The sequence below is a fragment of the Leifsonia sp. Root1293 genome, assembly GCF_001425325.1.
GTDB lineage: Bacteria > Actinomycetota > Actinomycetes > Actinomycetales > Microbacteriaceae > Orlajensenia.
The window spans coordinates 20,906-36,659 of the sequence record NZ_LMEH01000001.1 but is presented as its reverse complement, the minus strand read 5'-3'; the positions used below and the strand labels follow the sequence as shown (position 1 = coordinate 36,659).

15 protein-coding genes are annotated in these 15,754 nt (G+C 68.8%); 10 read left to right on the top strand and 5 right to left on the bottom strand.

Annotated elements, in window-relative coordinates:
• The first annotated feature begins 8 nt into the window (after nucleotides 1-8).
• The 3 genes from ASC59_RS00170 to ribH are packed head-to-tail and all read left to right on the top strand — an operon-like array spanning nucleotide 9 to nucleotide 2,499.
• Complete coding sequence (locus ASC59_RS00170; protein ID WP_082513306.1) at nucleotides 9-722, top strand: riboflavin synthase; 714 nt, start codon at nucleotides 9-11, stop codon at nucleotides 720-722.
• On the top strand, nucleotides 719-2,026 hold the full coding sequence (locus tag ASC59_RS00165; RefSeq protein ID WP_055817248.1) for a bifunctional 3,4-dihydroxy-2-butanone-4-phosphate synthase/GTP cyclohydrolase II: 1,308 nt from the start codon (nucleotides 719-721) through the stop codon (nucleotides 2,024-2,026). The genes ASC59_RS00170 and ASC59_RS00165 overlap by 4 nt, the downstream gene beginning before the upstream one ends.
• A complete protein-coding gene (gene ribH / locus ASC59_RS00160; RefSeq protein WP_055817245.1) occupies nucleotides 2,023-2,499 on the top strand; it encodes a 6,7-dimethyl-8-ribityllumazine synthase in 477 nt (158 codons plus the stop codon). The genes ASC59_RS00165 and ribH overlap by 4 nt, the downstream gene beginning before the upstream one ends.
• 77 nt (nucleotides 2,500-2,576) lie before the next feature.
• Here the strand turns inward: ribH and ASC59_RS00155 are convergent, their stop codons facing one another.
• Nucleotides 2,577-3,053, bottom strand: coding sequence for a DUF2269 family protein (locus ASC59_RS00155; protein WP_055817242.1), 477 nt, complete (start codon nucleotides 3,051-3,053; stop codon nucleotides 2,577-2,579).
• Between the two features lie 189 nt (nucleotides 3,054-3,242).
• Between ASC59_RS00155 and ASC59_RS00150 the strand changes: the two genes are divergently transcribed.
• The gene (locus tag ASC59_RS00150; protein ID WP_055817239.1) at nucleotides 3,243-4,583 is read left to right on the top strand and encodes an MFS transporter; all 1,341 of its coding nucleotides are present in this window, start codon (nucleotides 3,243-3,245) and stop codon (nucleotides 4,581-4,583) included.
• 49 nt (nucleotides 4,584-4,632) lie between these two features.
• Here the strand turns inward: ASC59_RS00150 and ASC59_RS00145 are convergent, their stop codons facing one another.
• Genes ASC59_RS00145 through ASC59_RS00135 form a run of 3 tightly spaced genes read right to left on the bottom strand, consistent with a single transcriptional unit; the run spans nucleotide 4,633 to nucleotide 7,243 of the window.
• Nucleotides 4,633-5,466: an ABC transporter permease gene (locus ASC59_RS00145; RefSeq protein WP_055817236.1), complete on the bottom strand. Its 834-nt coding sequence runs from the start codon at nucleotides 5,464-5,466 to the stop codon at nucleotides 4,633-4,635.
• Nucleotides 5,463-6,308: an ABC transporter permease gene (locus tag ASC59_RS00140; protein WP_055817234.1), complete on the bottom strand. Its 846-nt coding sequence runs from the start codon at nucleotides 6,306-6,308 to the stop codon at nucleotides 5,463-5,465. The genes ASC59_RS00145 and ASC59_RS00140 overlap by 4 nt, the downstream gene beginning before the upstream one ends.
• Nucleotides 6,305-7,243 carry an ABC transporter ATP-binding protein gene (locus ASC59_RS00135; RefSeq protein WP_055817231.1) on the bottom strand — a complete coding sequence of 313 codons (939 nt, stop codon included), beginning with the start codon at nucleotides 7,241-7,243 and terminating at the stop codon, nucleotides 6,305-6,307. The genes ASC59_RS00140 and ASC59_RS00135 overlap by 4 nt, the downstream gene beginning before the upstream one ends.
• 161 nt (nucleotides 7,244-7,404) lie before the next feature.
• Between ASC59_RS00135 and ASC59_RS00130 the strand changes: the two genes are divergently transcribed.
• The 3 genes from ASC59_RS00130 (at nucleotide 7,405) to ASC59_RS00120 (ending at nucleotide 10,800) form a co-directional block, all read left to right on the top strand.
• Nucleotides 7,405-7,620 (top strand): hypothetical protein, encoded by a 216-nt coding sequence (locus ASC59_RS00130; protein WP_055817228.1) that lies wholly within the window; start codon nucleotides 7,405-7,407, stop codon nucleotides 7,618-7,620.
• A gap of 71 nt (nucleotides 7,621-7,691) precedes the next feature.
• On the top strand, nucleotides 7,692-9,656 hold the full coding sequence (locus ASC59_RS00125) for an ABC transporter ATP-binding protein (protein WP_055817225.1): 1,965 nt from the start codon (nucleotides 7,692-7,694) through the stop codon (nucleotides 9,654-9,656).
• 238 nt (nucleotides 9,657-9,894) lie between these two features.
• Nucleotides 9,895-10,800 (top strand): hypothetical protein, encoded by a 906-nt coding sequence (locus ASC59_RS00120; RefSeq protein ID WP_055817222.1) that lies wholly within the window; start codon nucleotides 9,895-9,897, stop codon nucleotides 10,798-10,800.
• A 151-nt stretch (nucleotides 10,801-10,951) separates the two neighbouring features.
• Here the strand turns inward: ASC59_RS00120 and ASC59_RS00115 are convergent, their stop codons facing one another.
• Nucleotides 10,952-12,817 (bottom strand): phosphoenolpyruvate carboxykinase (GTP), encoded by a 1,866-nt coding sequence (locus ASC59_RS00115; RefSeq protein WP_055817219.1) that lies wholly within the window; start codon nucleotides 12,815-12,817, stop codon nucleotides 10,952-10,954.
• Nucleotides 12,818-12,940: 123 nt separating this feature from the next.
• Here ASC59_RS00115 and ASC59_RS00110 point away from each other — a divergent pair, with 123 nt between their 5' ends.
• Genes ASC59_RS00110 through ASC59_RS00100 form a run of 3 tightly spaced genes read left to right on the top strand, consistent with a single transcriptional unit; the run spans nucleotide 12,941 to nucleotide 15,742 of the window.
• Nucleotides 12,941-14,392, top strand: coding sequence for a helix-turn-helix domain-containing protein (locus ASC59_RS00110; protein ID WP_055817216.1), 1,452 nt, complete (start codon nucleotides 12,941-12,943; stop codon nucleotides 14,390-14,392).
• A 40-nt stretch (nucleotides 14,393-14,432) separates the two neighbouring features.
• The gene (locus tag ASC59_RS00105) at nucleotides 14,433-14,774 is read left to right on the top strand and encodes a PadR family transcriptional regulator (RefSeq protein ID WP_055817214.1); all 342 of its coding nucleotides are present in this window, start codon (nucleotides 14,433-14,435) and stop codon (nucleotides 14,772-14,774) included.
• Nucleotides 14,771-15,742 carry a hypothetical protein gene (locus tag ASC59_RS00100; RefSeq protein WP_055817209.1) on the top strand — a complete coding sequence of 324 codons (972 nt, stop codon included), beginning with the start codon at nucleotides 14,771-14,773 and terminating at the stop codon, nucleotides 15,740-15,742. The genes ASC59_RS00105 and ASC59_RS00100 overlap by 4 nt, the downstream gene beginning before the upstream one ends.
• The last annotated feature ends 12 nt before the right edge of the window (nucleotides 15,743-15,754 follow it).

The window sequence follows — 15,754 nt, the reverse complement described above, 5'->3', positions numbered from 1 at the left end:
AGGCAGCAGTGTTCACGGGAATCATCGAGGAGATCGGCCGCATCGAGCGCGTCGAGACGACCGGCGACGCCGCCAGGATCACCGTGCGCGGACCTCTCGTCGTCTCGGACGCACGCCACGGGGATTCGATCTCCGTGAGCGGTGTGTGCCTGACCGTCGTCGCGTCGACCCCCGAGACCTTCACGGCCGACGTCATGGCGCAGACCCTGGCGATGTCGACCCTCGCCGGGGCGACCGAGGGTCGCACCGTCAACCTCGAGCGCGCAGCCGCCGTGGGAGACAGGTTGGGCGGGCACATCGTCCAGGGTCACATCGACGGCACGGCCACCGTGCTCTCCATCACCGACGGCAGCGCGTGGAGGGTCGTGCGCTTCAGCCTCGACCCGCTGCACGCAGCGCTCGTCGTCGACAAGGGATCCATCGCCGTCGACGGCACGTCCCTGACCGTCAGCGCTGTCGGTGGCGGCATCGCCGACGGCTGGTTCGAGGTCTCCCTCATTCCCGAGACCCTCACCGCGACCACCCTGGGCGAGCGCACCGTCGGCGACACCGTCAACATCGAGACCGACATCCTCGCTCGCCACGTCGAGCGGATGCTGTCGCTCGGGCTGCACCGCACGCTGCCGTCCTCGCTCGCAGACGGTCCGGCACCGGCGCCCGCGCCCGCATCCGCATCCGCATCCGTTCCGGAATCAGCCACGACAGTCAGGAGCTCACGATGAGCCTCGCCACCATCCCCGAGGTCCTCGACGCCCTGCGCGCCGGAAAGCCCGTCATCGTCGCCGACGACGAGGCCAGGGAGAACGAGGGCGATGCCATCATGGCCGCCGAGCTCGCCAGCCAGGAGTGGATCGCCTGGATGGTGCGGAACACCTCCGGATTCCTCTGCGCCCCGATGCCCGACGAGTACGCCGACCGTCTCGAACTGCCGCTCATGACGACGCAGAGCCAGGACGCACGCGGCACCGCGTACACGATCACCGTCGACGCGTCGGATCGCGTCAGCACGGGCATCAGCGCCGCCGACCGGGCCCACACCCTGCGGGTGCTGGCCGACCCGACCTCGCAGCCCGAGAACCTCATCCGACCGGGGCACGTGCTGCCGCTCCGCGCCAAGGAGGGTGGCGTGCGCGAGCGTGGCGGCCACACCGAGGCTGCAGTCGACCTCATGAAGCTGGCCGGGCTCTCCCCCGTCGGCGTCATCGGCGAGATCGTCGCCGATGACGGCGAGATGATGCGCCTGCCCGGCCTCATCGAACTCGGCGCCCGGGAGGACCTCCCGGTGACGACAGTCGCCGCCATCATCGACTACCTGCAGGAATGGCACTGCGACACCGACGTTCCCGTCGCGGTCCCGATCCCCGAGAGCTCGCGCGTCGACTTCGAGGTCGAGACGACGGTGCCGACGACGCACGGGCCGTTCAAGGTGCGCGCCTACAGGGATCGCCATACCGGAGCCGACCACGTGGCCATCGTCGCCGGCACGCCTGAGGCATCCGGAGCGCTCGTGCGTGTGCACTCGGAGTGCCTCACGGGCGAGGCGTTCGGCTCACTCAAGTGCGAGTGCGGTCCCCAGCTCGACGCCGCGCTCGACACGATCCAGCGCGACGGCGGCATCGTCATCTACCTGCGCGGCCACGAGGGGCGCGGCATCGGCCTGATCAACAAGCTGCGCGCCTACAGGCTGCAGGAGGACGGCCTCGACACGCTCGACGCCAACCTCGCCCTCGGCCTCCCGGCCGATGCCCGCGACTACGGGGCGGCCACAGCCATCCTCGACCAGATGGGCATCACCTCGGTGCGGCTGCTGACCAACAACCCCGAGAAGGTGCGCCAGCTCGAGGAACGCGGCGTCACGGTGACGGAGCGGGTTCCGCTCGTCGTCGGCGTCGGCGCGTTCAACGAGTCGTACCTCGAGACCAAGCGCGACCGCATGGGTCACGCCATCGCCGATCAGCAACTCGCCGAGAGCGTGCGACTCACCGCCGCCGGCACAGAACCCCTCCTGGAAGGACACGCATCATGAGCGGAGCAGGCTCCCCCACCCTCGACATCGACGGCACCGGGCTGAACGTCGTCATCGTCGCCGGCCACTGGCACACCGAGATCACCGACGGGCTCATCGCCGGCGCCGAGCGCACCCTGAAGGCGGCCGGTGCCTCGTACTCCCTCGTGCGCGTTCCCGGGAGCTTCGAGCTGCCCGTCGTCGCGAAGGCGGCTCTGGATGCCGGTGCCGATGCCGTCGTCGCCCTCGGCGTCATCATCCGGGGCGGCACCCCGCACTTCGAGTACGTCTCGGCTGCGGCGACGGACGGCCTGACGCGCGTCGCGCTCGACACCGGCAAGCCGGTGGGCTTCGGCCTGCTCACGCTGGACGACGAGAAGCAGGGCTACGACCGCGCCGGGCTCCCCGACTCCAAGGAGGACAAGGGGACCGAGGCTGCCGAGGCGGCCATCTCGACCGCCCGCGTCCTGCAGGCGCTGCGCACCACCCGCTGAGGGCGCGGAGCATCGCTCGCTGCGAGCGCGGGGGATTGCTCGCTGAGGCCCGGACGCAGTCCGCGGTCGAAGCGCGCCTACGGCTTCCAGACCATGAGCACGACGACGACGAGCAACAGGATCGACACCACGCCACTGCCGCCGGCGATGCGCCCGTAGTACTGCGACGCGCCAGACGCGTCGGAGGTGCCGCTGGTGCCCGATGTGCCGCTCCCGGCCGTGGCACCGAGTGCTGCCGCCGCCTTCCTCATCGAGGGCACGACGACGGCCTCGCTGACGACGGCCGCCGCAACCCAGAGGATGAGCGACCACAGAATCCACGGCGTGAGGAACGTCAGGCCGTACTTCGGATCGCTCGTTCCCATCACGGCGAAACCGAGCAGGACCACGAGGATCGACAGCCGCCCGAAGATCGACGTCGACGTGGCGAGGGTGGCGACCTGGGCTCCATTGCCCGAGCGCAGCGCACGCAGAGCCGTCATCGGCAGGATCGCCAGGGGGCCCACGATGAAGACGGCCGTGACGACGTGCAGCACGTTGAAGAGTTCGTTCATGGCGCCAGCCTAGAAGCGCGGCCCACAGGAGGCCAGCATCCGTACCCCGATTGGCCTTCACGGGGGACGAGGGCGTAGCGTTGACGGGTTGCCACAAGCGACTTTCGAACTCCCAGCTGCGCGCCATGGCGCCGGACCGACGCAGTGCGCGGCGCAGCAGACGCCCTCCTGCACCGAAAGCGCCCCATCATGTCAGCACCAGTCGCCGAGACTCCCGCCGCTCCAGCCAACACCCGCAGCCGTGTGATCATGGCGAGCCTCATCGGCACCTCGATCGAGTTCTACGACTTCTACGTCTATGCGACGGCCGCCGTGCTCGTCTTCCCCACGCTGTTCTTCGTCAACGCCGACCCGACCATTGCGCTCCTGCAGTCGTTCGCCGTCTTCGGCGTCGCCTTCGTGGCGCGCCCCATCGGGTCGATCGTGTTCGGACACTTCGGCGACCGCATCGGCCGCAAGGGCACTCTCGTGGCATCGCTGCTCACCATGGGCATCGCGACCTTCATCATCGGCATCCTGCCCACGGCGCTCACCCCGGGCTGGGAGATCCTCGCACCGGCGCTGCTCGTCGTCATGCGCTTCGGCCAGGGCCTCGGCCTCGGCGGTGAGTGGAGCGGTGCTGCTCTACTCGCGACGGAGAACGCGCCGGCCGGCAAGCGCGCCATCTGGGGAACGTTCCCGCAGCTGGGCGCCCCGATCGGCTTCATCCTGGCCAACGGCGTCTTCCTCATCCTGTCGTCGACGATCGACGCCGACGCCTTCCTCGCGTGGGGCTGGCGCGTGCCGTTCATCGCCAGCGCCGTGCTCGTCATCATCGGCCTCTACGTGCGACTGAAGCTCATCGAGACCCCGGCCTTCACCAAGGTGGTCGAGCAGGGCGAGGTCGCCAAGCTCCCGCTGGCCCGCGTGTTCAAGACGAGCTGGCGCCCGCTCATCCTCGGCACGTTCATCATGCTGGCCACCTACGTGCTGTTCTACCTCATGACGACCTTCACCCTCACCTACGGGACGACGGCGACGGATGCCCCGGTCGCGGGTCTCGGCTACAGCCGCGAGTCGTTCCTCATCATGCTGATCATCGGTGTGGTCTTCTTCGGTGTCTTCACGCTCGTCTCCGGCCCCCTCGCCGAGCGCTACGGGCGTCGACGCACGCTCATCATCACCACCATCGGCATCATCGTGTTCGGCCTGCTCTTCGTGCCGCTGTTCGCCGGTGGCACCATCGGAGTGATGACCCTGCTCATCGTCGGCTTCACCCTCATGGGTCTCACCTTCGGCCCGATGGGTGCTGTTCTGCCCGAGCTCTTCCCCACGAACGTGCGCTACACGGGATCCGCGATCAGCTACAACGTCGCGTCGATCCTGGGAGCCGCACTGGCTCCGTTCATCGCGGTCGCGCTGTGGCAGGGCGCTGCCGGCAGCCCGGTCCTGGTCGGCGTCTACCTGAGCCTCGCGGGTGCCATCACGCTGGTCGCCCTGATCATCAGCAAGGACACCGGCGACGTCGCCTACACGGAGAACGTCGCGTAGGTCCCCGCAGATCGCCGAGGCCCGGACGACGTCCGGGTCTCGGCGATCCTCAGTCGAGGAACAGCGCGCGCAGCCTCTTGGTCGTGACCACGAGGCCGACCACGATCATCACGACGTAGTAGAGCACGTGCCAGAGCAGTCCCCAGTCCACGTCGCCGGTCGTGAGACCCCGCACGAGCTCGACGCCGTGCCACAACGGCATCGCCTGGATCACGTACTGCAACCACTGCGGGTAGACGCTCAACGGGTAGAACGTCGCTGAGAAGAGGAACATCGGCAGCATGATGAAGTTGATCCAGTCCATCTGCTGGAAGCTCTTCATGTAGCTCGTGATGGCCATGCCGACGCTGGCGAAGCCGAAGGCGATGAGGAGCACGGCCGGCAGGGCCAGCAACGCCCACCACGACAGGTTGAGCCCGAGCACCTGCATGACGAGCTGGAACCCGACGGCGTACAGCGCCCCGCGCAGGAGTGCCAGCAGGATCTCGCCCAGGGCGACGTCGAGCGGCCCCAGCGAGGTCGAGAGCATGCCCTCGTAGAGCTTCGCGAACTGCATCTTGAAGAACACGTTCCAGGTGGAGTCGTAGATGGCCCCGTTCATGGCGGCCACGGCCAGCAGTGCTGGAGCGATGTAGGCCGGGTAGCTCACCTCCTGGCCGTTCGACAGCGTGACGGCCCCGACGAGAGTGCCGAGCCCGATCCCCATCGCGAGCAGGTAGAAGATCGGCTCGAACAGGCCGCTCACGACGACCAGCCAGTTCGTGCTGGCCGTCGCCCGCCAGCCGCGCAGCATCACCGCGCGCGCGTTGCCGGCGTAGAGCGATCGCACGGGGCGGGGGCGGATGCTGCTCGGCGCGAAGTCCTGGTCCGTCGCCCCAGTCACGAGTTCAGCCTCCGCACGGCGATGCGTCGCGACCAGGCCCAGCCGATCACGATGAGGGCGAGCAGGTAGGCGACGTGCACGAACGTGAGCCAGATGGGCTCCTGGTAGCCGTAGGAGAACACCCTGGCCAGCTCGGTGGAGTGCCAGAGCGGGGAGATCCAGCCGATCCACTGCAGGTAGACGGGAAAGGTCGCCAGAGGGAAGAACGTGCCGGAGAACAGCGTCATCGGGAGCACGATGAAGCGCTGCACCATCGCGAGCTGCCCCGTGTCCTCCTGCAGTGTCGACGTGTAGCCCATGATGACGGTGCCGAAGGCGAGCCCGCCGAGGAGCCCGGCGATGATGGCGAGGAACCCGATGGGTGACGGCGATGCCCCGAACACCAGCATCAGCGCGTAGAACAGCACGAGGTTCACCAGCATGCGGATGACCACGGAGTAGACGACGCCGTCGACGATCTGCACCGGGCGGATCGGGGAGGCCGCAGCTCCCGTGAAGGTCGGGTTCCACTTGTAGCCGAGCATGATCGGATAGGTGAACTCCTCGCTGGCGACGGCGATGGCGGCGCTGGCGAGCAGCGCCGGCGCGACGAAGACGAGATAGCTCACGCCGTCGACGGCATCCGGGCCCATGTTCGCGTCGACGATGGTCGCCAGGCCCACCCCGAGCGCGTAGAGGTAGAGCAGCGGGCTGCCGATGCCCGCGATCACCACGGTGCCGGTGTAGGTGCGCATCATGCGCAGCCTGTGCTCGGTCACGTACCACGCACCCCATCGGCGCGACCGACGACCGGCGGCGATGGCCCGGGCGGCATCCGTCGACTGCGCGGTCGTCGCGCTCATTCGACCAGACTCCGGCCGGTGAGCCTCAGGAAGACGTCCTCCAGGCTCGATCGACGCACCAGGCTCGTCACGGGTCGGAGTCCGGCGTCGGTCATCCTGACGAGCTCGGCCTCGCCGTTGTCGCTGTAGATCAGCACCCTGTCCGGCAGCACCTCGACACGGTGGCCCTCGGTGCCCTGTGCGCGCGCGAGCTGCTCGCCGACCTCGGCGTTGCGGTCGCTGCCGAACCGCACCTCGAGCACCTCGCGCGTGGAGTGGGTGCGGATGAGCTCGGCCGGCGAACCCTCGGCCATGATGGTGCCCTTGTCGACCACCACGAGACGGTCGCAGAGCTGCTCGGCCTCGTCCATGTAGTGCGTGGTGAGCACCAGTGTCGTGCCCTCCTCCTTGAGACGGAACAGGCGGTCCCAGAGGATGTGCCGCGCCTGCGGGTCGAGTCCGGTCGTCGGCTCGTCGAGCAGCAGGATGCGGGGGTCGTTGATGAGGGCGCGGGCGATGGTGAGCCGGCGCTTCATGCCGCCGGACAGGGCGTCGACGCGGGCCTTCTCCTTGCCCTCCAGCTGCGCGAAGGCCAGCAGCTCGTCGGCGCGCTGGGCGACGAGCCTGCGCTGCAGGCCGAAGTAACGGCCGTACACCAGCAGGTTCTCGCGCACGCGCAGTTCGGTGTCGAGGTTGTCGGCCTGCGGCACGACGCCCAGCTGCGACCGGATCTCCGGGCCGTGCACGTCGGGATCGAGGCCGAGGATGCTCAGGTCGCCACCGGTGCGCGTCGAGACTGCACCCACCATGCGCATGGTGGTCGACTTCCCGGCGCCGTTCGGCCCGAGCAGACCGAACGACTCCCCGGGAGCGACCTCGAAGGAGATGCCGTCGACGGCGGCGACGTCCTGGTACTTCTTGACGAGGTCACGGGCGACGATGACGGGGGCTGGCACCCGTCCAACCTAGCGAAGACTGCCGACAGCGCGTCGCCCGCGACCGTGGCCGCTGGTGCTCTCCCACAGGGAACGGGGTGAGAATGGAAGGCATGACCTCCGCCGACCCGAATCGTCAACCGGAATTGACGAATGCCGATGCGTCAACTAACATTGACGCCATGGACGTCACCACGATTCACACCCTCGCCGCGAGCGCGGGCGGAGACGATCCGATCGAGTCGCTCCGCGCGATCCACCGCCTGCGGCGCGAGCTCGAGAGGGTCGAGTCCGTCGCCGTCAGGCGCGCCCGAACCCGAGGAGCAAGCTGGCAGCTCATCGCGCTCGCGCTCGAGGTGAGCAAGCAGGCAGTGCACAAGAAGTACGGACGCAGCTGAGGCATCCGTTCCCCCAGGGATGCCGCCGGCGTGAGAGCGCGAGAGGCATCCGCAGCAATCAGAGAGAAGTCATGAGCGAAACATCCACGCGCTCGCGCGGCCTCGGCCGCCGTTCCACCCCGAAGGACGGACCTCGCGCCACCTTCAGCCAACTGCTCCCCTACATCTTCGAGCAGAAGGGCGTGCTCGTCGTCGTGATCGTGCTAAGCGTGCTCGGCGCCGCGGCGAGCCTCGCGCAGCCGCTCCTCGTCAGCAACCTCATCACCATGGTGCAGGCCGGCGACGACCTCGGCAACCTGGTCACGATCCTCATCGCGCTGGTGGTCGTCTCGGCACTCATCAGCGGCTATCAGCACTATCTGCTGCAGCGCACCGGCGAGTCCGTGGTGCTGGCCAGCCGTAAGCGCCTGATCGCGCGGATGCTGCACCTGCCCATCGCGCAGTTCGACAGCCGCCGCACCGGAGATCTCGTCTCGCGTGTCGGCAGCGACACCACCCTGCTGCGGGCTGTGCTCACCCAGGGACTGGTCGACAGCGTCGGCGGAGTGCTGCTCTTCGTCGGCGCCCTCATCGCGATGCTCGTCATCGACCCCGTCCTGCTCGGGGCGACGGCCCTCGTGATCACCGTCTCGATCGTGGTCGTGACCCTGCTCTCCGGTCGCATCCGCGAGGCCAGCCATGCGACGCAGGCCAAGGTGGGCGAGCTCTCGTCGGGAGTCGAGCGCTCCATCAGCGCCGTCCGCACGGTACGCGCATCCAACGCCACCGATCGCGAGATCGCCGCTGTCGAACGCCACGCCGTCGGAGCCTACGATGCCGGCGTCAAGGTCGCCAGGATCTCCGCCCTGGTCGTTCCCGTCGCCGGCATCGCGCTGCAGGTCTCCCTGCTCGTCGTTCTCGGTCTCGGCGGATTCAGGGTCGCATCCGGCGACATCGAGATCGGCAGCCTGGTCGCATTCATCATGCTGCTGTTCATGCTCATCGCCCCGCTCGGATCCGCCTTCGGCGCCCTCACCTCGGTGAACTCGGCGCTCGGTGCCCTCGGGCGCATCCAGGAGATCATCGAACTGCCTACCGAGGACCAGAATGATCGCGACCTCGCACCCCTCGCCGTCATCATCGGCGCTGCGAACGAGGCCGTGCTGCCCGACGCCCCCGCCATCGAGTTCCGCGACGTGCGGTTCTCCTACCCGGTGACCCCCGTCATCGTCGAGCCGTCGGAGAACCCCGGCCCCAGCATCAATCCCCTCGTCGAGCTCGACGAGCTGGCCCAGACCGGTTCGCTGCCGACCACCCCGGAACTCGACGGTGCGAGTGCGATCGACCCCGACGGCGATGCACCCGCCACGGAGCGCCCCGCGGTTCTCGGCGGAGTGTCGTTCACGGCACCGCGCGGCAAGCGCACCGCGCTCGTCGGACCGTCGGGCGCCGGCAAGAGCACGATCCTCGCCCTGATCGAGCGCTTCTACGACCCGACGGGCGGTGAGGTGCGGCTTGGTGGCCTCGACATCAGGTCACTCGACCGGCACGACCTGCGCGCTCAGATCGGCTACGTCGAGCAGGACGCCCCCGTGCTGGCCGGCTCGATCCGCGACAACCTCGTGCTCTCGGCTCCGGATGCGACGGACGAGCAGTGCATCTCGGTGCTCGCGGCGGTGAACCTGTCCGAGGTGCTCGACCGCGACCCGGCCGGACTGTCGGCCGAGGTCGGGGAGAACGGCGTCATGCTCTCTGGCGGAGAGCGCCAGCGGCTCGCCATCGCGAGGGCGCTGCTCTCGGAGTCGCCCATCCTGCTGCTCGACGAGTCGACGTCGAGCCTCGACGGAGTCAACGAGCAGAAGATGCGCGACGCGATCGACGCCGTGGCCGAGGACCGCACGCTCATCGTCATCGCGCACAGGCTCTCGACGGTGGTCGACTCCGACCAGATCGTGGTGCTCGAGCACGGGCGCGTCATCGGCACGGGAACCCACTCGGAGCTGGTCGCGTCCACGCCGCTCTACCGCGACCTGGCCAGGCACCAACTCCTGGTCTAGCCCCGGACCTCACCGCCCGCGCCCGCCCCCGCCGCCCACACCGACCCCGCCCCCGACGCACTCATCGCCGAGTCGCCCACATTCGTCGCCACCGCCGCCCGATCCGGCGGCTGAGGCGACGAAGTCGGGCGACTCGGCGGCTGGGCGGGGGTCCTCCCCCGGGCGTCCTCTCCCGGCGGGAGTCCACCGGGGCTGCGGCACCTGCCGCGCCGGGCTGCGGGCGGCGCAGAGTGCTGGGATGTCTCGCGCACCGCAGCCGCTTCCCTCCGAGGTCGGATCCCGATTCGTCGTCGGCGACGCCCTCCAGGCCGGAGTCTCGCGCGAGCGCCTGCGCCGGGCCGATCTCGACGCCCCGTATGCCGGCACGCGCGTTCTGGCAGGCTCGGAGCTCGACCACCTCGACCGGGCCCGGCTGCTCAGCGCCCGCATCGGTGACCACGCGTTCCTCAGCCACACGACGGCGGCGATCGCCCTCGACATCCCGCTCCCCTGGCGAGTGCTGTGCGACGATCGGCCCCACCTGTCGGTCATGGCTCCGGCCCGCGCGCCGCACGCCGCCGGGCTTCGGGGCCACAGCATCGAGGCGACGCTGTTCGACGTCATCCGGTGGCACGGCCTGCGGGTCACCCGCGCTGCGCGCACCTGGCTCGACCTCGCGTCGACGGGTCTCTCCATCGACGACCTCGTGATCGCCGGCGACCGTCTGCTTCGCTGGACCGAGCCTCTGTGCTCGCTCGAGGAGCTCGCCCGTCAACTCCGCGAGCATCCCGGAGCCCGTGGCGCTCGAGCTGCTCGGGCAGCCCTTCCGCTGCTGACGGACCGATCGCAGTCTCCGCGCGAGTCCCTGGTTCGACTCCAGCTGGCCGCCGCGGGCCTCCCCAGGCCGGAGCTCAACTACGTCATCTCGGCAGCTGACGGCATGTTCGTCGCCCGGGTGGATCTCGCCTTCCCCGAGTACAAGGTGCTCGTCGAGTACGAGGGCGAGCACCATCTTCGCGATCCGCTCCAGTGGGCCAAGGACATCGACCGGTTCAACCTGCTGCAGAGCCTGGGTTGGATCTGCATCAGGGTCGAGCGGATGAACGCCGCATCCGTCCACGCGCAGGTCGAGCGGGCGCTGGCCCAGCGTGGCTGGCGGCGCTGACGGTCACGTCGCCCTCGAACCCTACCCCCGAGTCGCCCGCTTTCGTCGCTTCAGGGAGCTCGGCCGGGCCGGATGGCGACGAAAGTGGGCGACTCGACGGACTGGCGGGCCGGCGGCGGCCCGGGCGGCCGGGGCGGGCGGGGCGGGCGGGCTAGCGGGCCAGGTGGTACCGGATGCTGGCCAGCTCGGCCCGGAGCGCCGCCGGCACGCGACTGCCGAACAGGTCGAAGTACTCCTCGGTGAGGTCGCACTCGGCAAGCCACGACGCGGCGTCGACGTCGAACAGGGCGGCGAGGTCATCGGGCGCCAGGTCGAGCCCGTCGACGTCGAGCGATCCCTCGGCTGGCAGCAGGCCGATCGGCGTCGACACGGCATCCGCCGTTCCCTCGAGGCGACGGACGATCCACTCGAGCACTCGCGCGTTCTCGCCGAAGCCCGGCCACAGGAACGAGCCGTCCTCGCCCTTGCGGAACCAGTTCACCTGGAAGATCGCCGGAGCCTGCGTGCCGAGGGTGCGCCCCATCTTCACCCAGTGGCCCCAGTAGTCGGCCATGTTGTATCCGCAGAACGGCAGCATGGCGAAGGGGTCGCGTCGGAGCTCGCCGACTGTGCCCTCTGCTGCGGCCGTCTTCTCCGACGAGATCGTGGCTCCCATGAACACGCCGTGCTTCCAGGTGCGGGCCTGCGCCACCAGCGGCACGTTCGTCGCACGGCGCCCGCCGAACAGGATCGCGTCGATCGGGACCCCGGCGAAGGACTCCCAGTCGTCGGCCATCGTCGGGCACTGAGCGGCCGCCACGGTGAAGCGGGAGTTCGGATGCGCCGCGGGCCGACCCGAATCCGGCGTCCACGGTTGCCCGGTCCAGTCGGTGAGCTCGGCGGGCACGGCATCGGTGAGGCCCTCCCACCAGACGTCGCCGTCGGGACGCAGGGCGACGTTCGTGAAGATGGTGTTGCCCCAGAGCGTCTGCACGGCCGTCGGGTTCGTGGTCTCGCCGGTCCCGGGCGCGACTCCGAAGAACCCGGCCTCGGGGTTGATGGCCCAGAGCCGGCCGTCCTCCCCCGGTCGCATCCAGGCGATGTCGTCGCCCAGCGTCTCGACGCTCCATCCGGGGATCGATGGGCGCAGCATCGCCAGGTTCGTCTTGCCGCAGGCAGAGGGGAATGCCGCCGCCACGTGGTAGGCACGGCCCTCGGGCGAGGTGATCTTGATGAGCAGCATGTGCTCGGCCAGCCAGCCCTCGTCGCGTCCCATCACCGAGGCGATGCGCAGGGCGAAGCACTTCTTGGCGAGCAGGGCGTTGCCGCCGTAGCCCGATCCGAACGACCACACCTCGCGGGTGTCGGGGAACTGCACGATGTACTTCTCGGGGTTGCACGGCCAGTCGGCGTCCGTGCGCTTGAATCCGCGTTCGTCGCGCAGGGGGTACCCGACGCTGTGCACGGTGTGCACCCACGGCTCGCCGTCCTCGATCATGCGGTAGACCCTGTCGCCCATGCGGGTCATGATGCCCATGCTGAGCACGACGTAGGGCGAGTCGGTGATCTCGACGCCGAGTTGCGAGATGGGACCGCCGAGCGGCCCCATCGAGAACGGCACGACGTACATCGTGCGCCCGCGCATCGAGCCCGCGAAGACGCCCCGGAGCTCCTCGCGCATCTCCCGCGGATCGCGCCAGTTGTTCGTCGGACCGGCATCCTCCTCGTACGTTGAGCAGATGAAGGTGCGGTCCTCGACCCGGGCGACGTCGTCGGGGTCGGTGCGCGCCAGGTAGCTGTTCGGCCGCCACTCCGGGTTCAGCCTGATGAGTCGCCCGCTCGCAACCAGTTCCTTGGTGAGTCTGTCGGCCTCCGCCATCGAGCCGTCGCACCACACGATGGCGTCGGGCAGGGTGATGGCGGCGATCTCGTCCACCCACGTGCGGAGGCCGCGATCCGTGGTGCCGACACGCGGACCGGAGTCGTCCTGCTCGCGTCCGTCGGAGGCCGTACCCGTTGCGATGTCGGAGATGGTCATGGCTCGCCTTTCGGTTGATCCTGCGTCGGTGAGGAGCTGGTGACTTAAGGTTCACGCATTTCTGGCGGCCGGATGCAGCTAATCAGCCGTTAAGAATCGTCAAAGTTTCGCTATTCTCAAGAGATGAACCAACGCGGCTCGGATCTCAGCACTCTCGGCCACCGCATCCGCCACTTCCGCGGCGAGCGCGGGCTCACCCTCGACCAACTCGGCGAGCGCGTCGGCATCGCCGGCAGCCAGCTCTCGCTCATCGAGAACGGCAAGCGCGAGGCCAGGGTCGGCACGCTGCAGGCCATCGCCGGTGCGCTCGACGTCGACCTCACGGCCCTGCTGGCCACCGAGGCCCCGAACAGACGGGCGGCCCTCGAGATCGAGCTGGCGAAGGCGCAGCGCAATCCGCTGTACGTCTCGCTCGGACTTCCGGCCGTCAAGCCCACCCGCGGCACGCCGGATGAGACCCTCGAGGCCATGCTCGGCCTCCACCGCGAGCTCGCCCGTCGGGCCTCCGAGGCCATCGCGACCCCTGAGGAGGCTCGGCGGGCCAACACCGAGTTGCGCGAGCTGATGCGGCAGAAGCAGAATCACCTGCCCGAGATCGAACGGCTCGCCGAGGAGCGCGTCCGGGCCTCCGGGCACCGCGTGGGAGCCCTCACCCACCGGGAGGTCAGCGTGATGGCCGAACAGCTCGGGTTCCAGCTCATCTACGTGAACGACCTGCCGGACTCGACCCGGTCCATCACCGACATCGCCAACGGACGCATCTACCTGCCCCCGGCGTCCATCCCGGGCGGGCACGGCCTGCGCTCCATGGCGCTGCAGGCCATGGCTCACCGCATCCTCGGCCATGAGCGCCCGGCCAGCTACGCCGAGTTCCTCCAGCAGAGACTCGAGATCAACTATTTCGCGGCGTGCTGCCTGATGCCGCAGGAGGCATCCGTCGCCTTCCTGCAGGCGGCGAAGAAGGAGAAGCGCCTGGCCATCGAGGACTTCCGCGACGCCTTCGGCGTGACGCACGAGGCGGCGGCTCTGCGGTTCACGAACCTCGGCACTGTGCACCTCGACATGACCATGCACTTCCTGAGGGTCAACGGCGACGGTGCCCTGCTGAAGGGCTACGAGAACGATGGCCTTCCATTGCCGACGGACGTCACCGGCTCCATCGAGGGCCAGTGGGTGTGCAAGAAGTGGAGCGCACGGACGGCCTTCACCCACACCAACCGCACCACGGAGTTCTACCAGTACACCGACACGCCCGCCGGAACCTACTGGTGCGCGACCCAGACCGGCCGGTCGGACGACGGGGAGTACTCCATCACGCTGGGGGTGCCGTTCAGCGAGGCGAAGTGGTTCCGAGGTCGCGAGACCACCGTGCGGGCCGTGTCGACGTGCCCCGACGAGTCCTGCTGCCGCCGAGCTCCAGCCGAACTCGCCGACCGCTGGGCGGGACAGGCCTGGCCGAGCGCCAGACTGCACGCGCAGATCCTCTCCCCCCTGCCATCCGGAACCTTCCCCGGCGTCGATGACGCCGCCGTCTACTCCTTCCTCGAGGCGCACGCCGTCGACAGCTCGAAGTAGTCCGTTGCAATACTGTGTGTCGCACAGTATGGTGTGACACATGGGCGAAGACGATCTGATCACCGGACACCTGCAGGAACTGCGCCGTGGAACCGTCGTGCTCGCCTGCCTGCTGCGGCTGCGCACCCCCGACTACGGCTACGCGCTGCTCGAGACGCTCGACACCCTCGGTTTCAGCGTCGATGCCAACACCCTCTATCCGTTGCTCCGACGCCTGGAGAAGCAGGGACTGCTCACCAGTGCCTGGAACACCGATGAATCCCGCCCCCGCAAGTTCTACAGAACGAGCGCGGAGGGCGAGCAGATGGCATCAGCTCTCACCGAGGACTGGGGTCGTATCGACGACTCCCTCCGCCGTCTCATCCGAGGAGAAGACTCATGACCACTCTCACCGATCGCTACGTCTGGGCCGTCGTCCGCACGGCACCCGAGAAGCAGCGCCCCGAGCTCGAGCAGGAGGTGCGCGGGCTCGTGGCCGACGCCGTCGACGCCCGGCTCGAGGCCGGCTCGACCTCACCCGAGCGCGACGCCATCGTCGAACTCGGCGACCCGCTCGCCCTGGCCGCTCGCTACGCCGATCGCCCTCTCACCCTCATCGGCCCCGAGTACTACCTGCTCTGGCTGCGGCTGCTGAAGCTGCTCCTCGCCATCGTGGTCCCCATCGCCGCCGTCGGTATCGGTATCGGTCAGTTCGTCGCCGGTGCCCCAGCGGGCGGCATCATCGGATCGATGATCGGGGGTGCCATCCAGGTGACCGTCAACATCGGATTCTGGACCACCGTCGTCTTCGTGATCATGGACCGCAGCGCGAAGGGCGCTCCGATGGTGGTGTGGTCCCCCGACCAGCTGCCCGAGGTGCCGTCGCCGACGCAGCGCTCGGCTCTCGGCCAACTCGTCGCCAGCGTCGCGTTCCTCGTGCTCCTCATCGTCGCCCTGGTGTGGCAGCAGTTCAATCCCTATCTCGCCGGTTCCGGCGATTCCCTGCCCGTGCTGAACCAGGAACTCTGGACGTTCTGGATTCCCTGGTTCATCGCCGTGACGCTTGCCGAGATCGGCTTCGCCTTCGCCGTCTACTTCCGCGGCTGGAGCTATCCCCTCGCGGCGGTCAACATCGCGCTCAACCTGGCCTTCACAGTTCCGGCCGTCTGGCTCTGGGTCGAGGGAAGGCTGCTCAACCCGGCGTTCGTCGACGCCGCCGCCCGGCAGACCGACGAGAACTTCGCCGAGGCCTGGCAGATCACGAGCATCATCGTGGTGGCCGGTCTGGTCCTCATCGCCACCTGGGACGTCATCGACGGCTTCCTGAATGCCTACAGGGTGCACCACCCGCGGTTGTCGGCGCAGCGCTGACGGCAGCGCGCC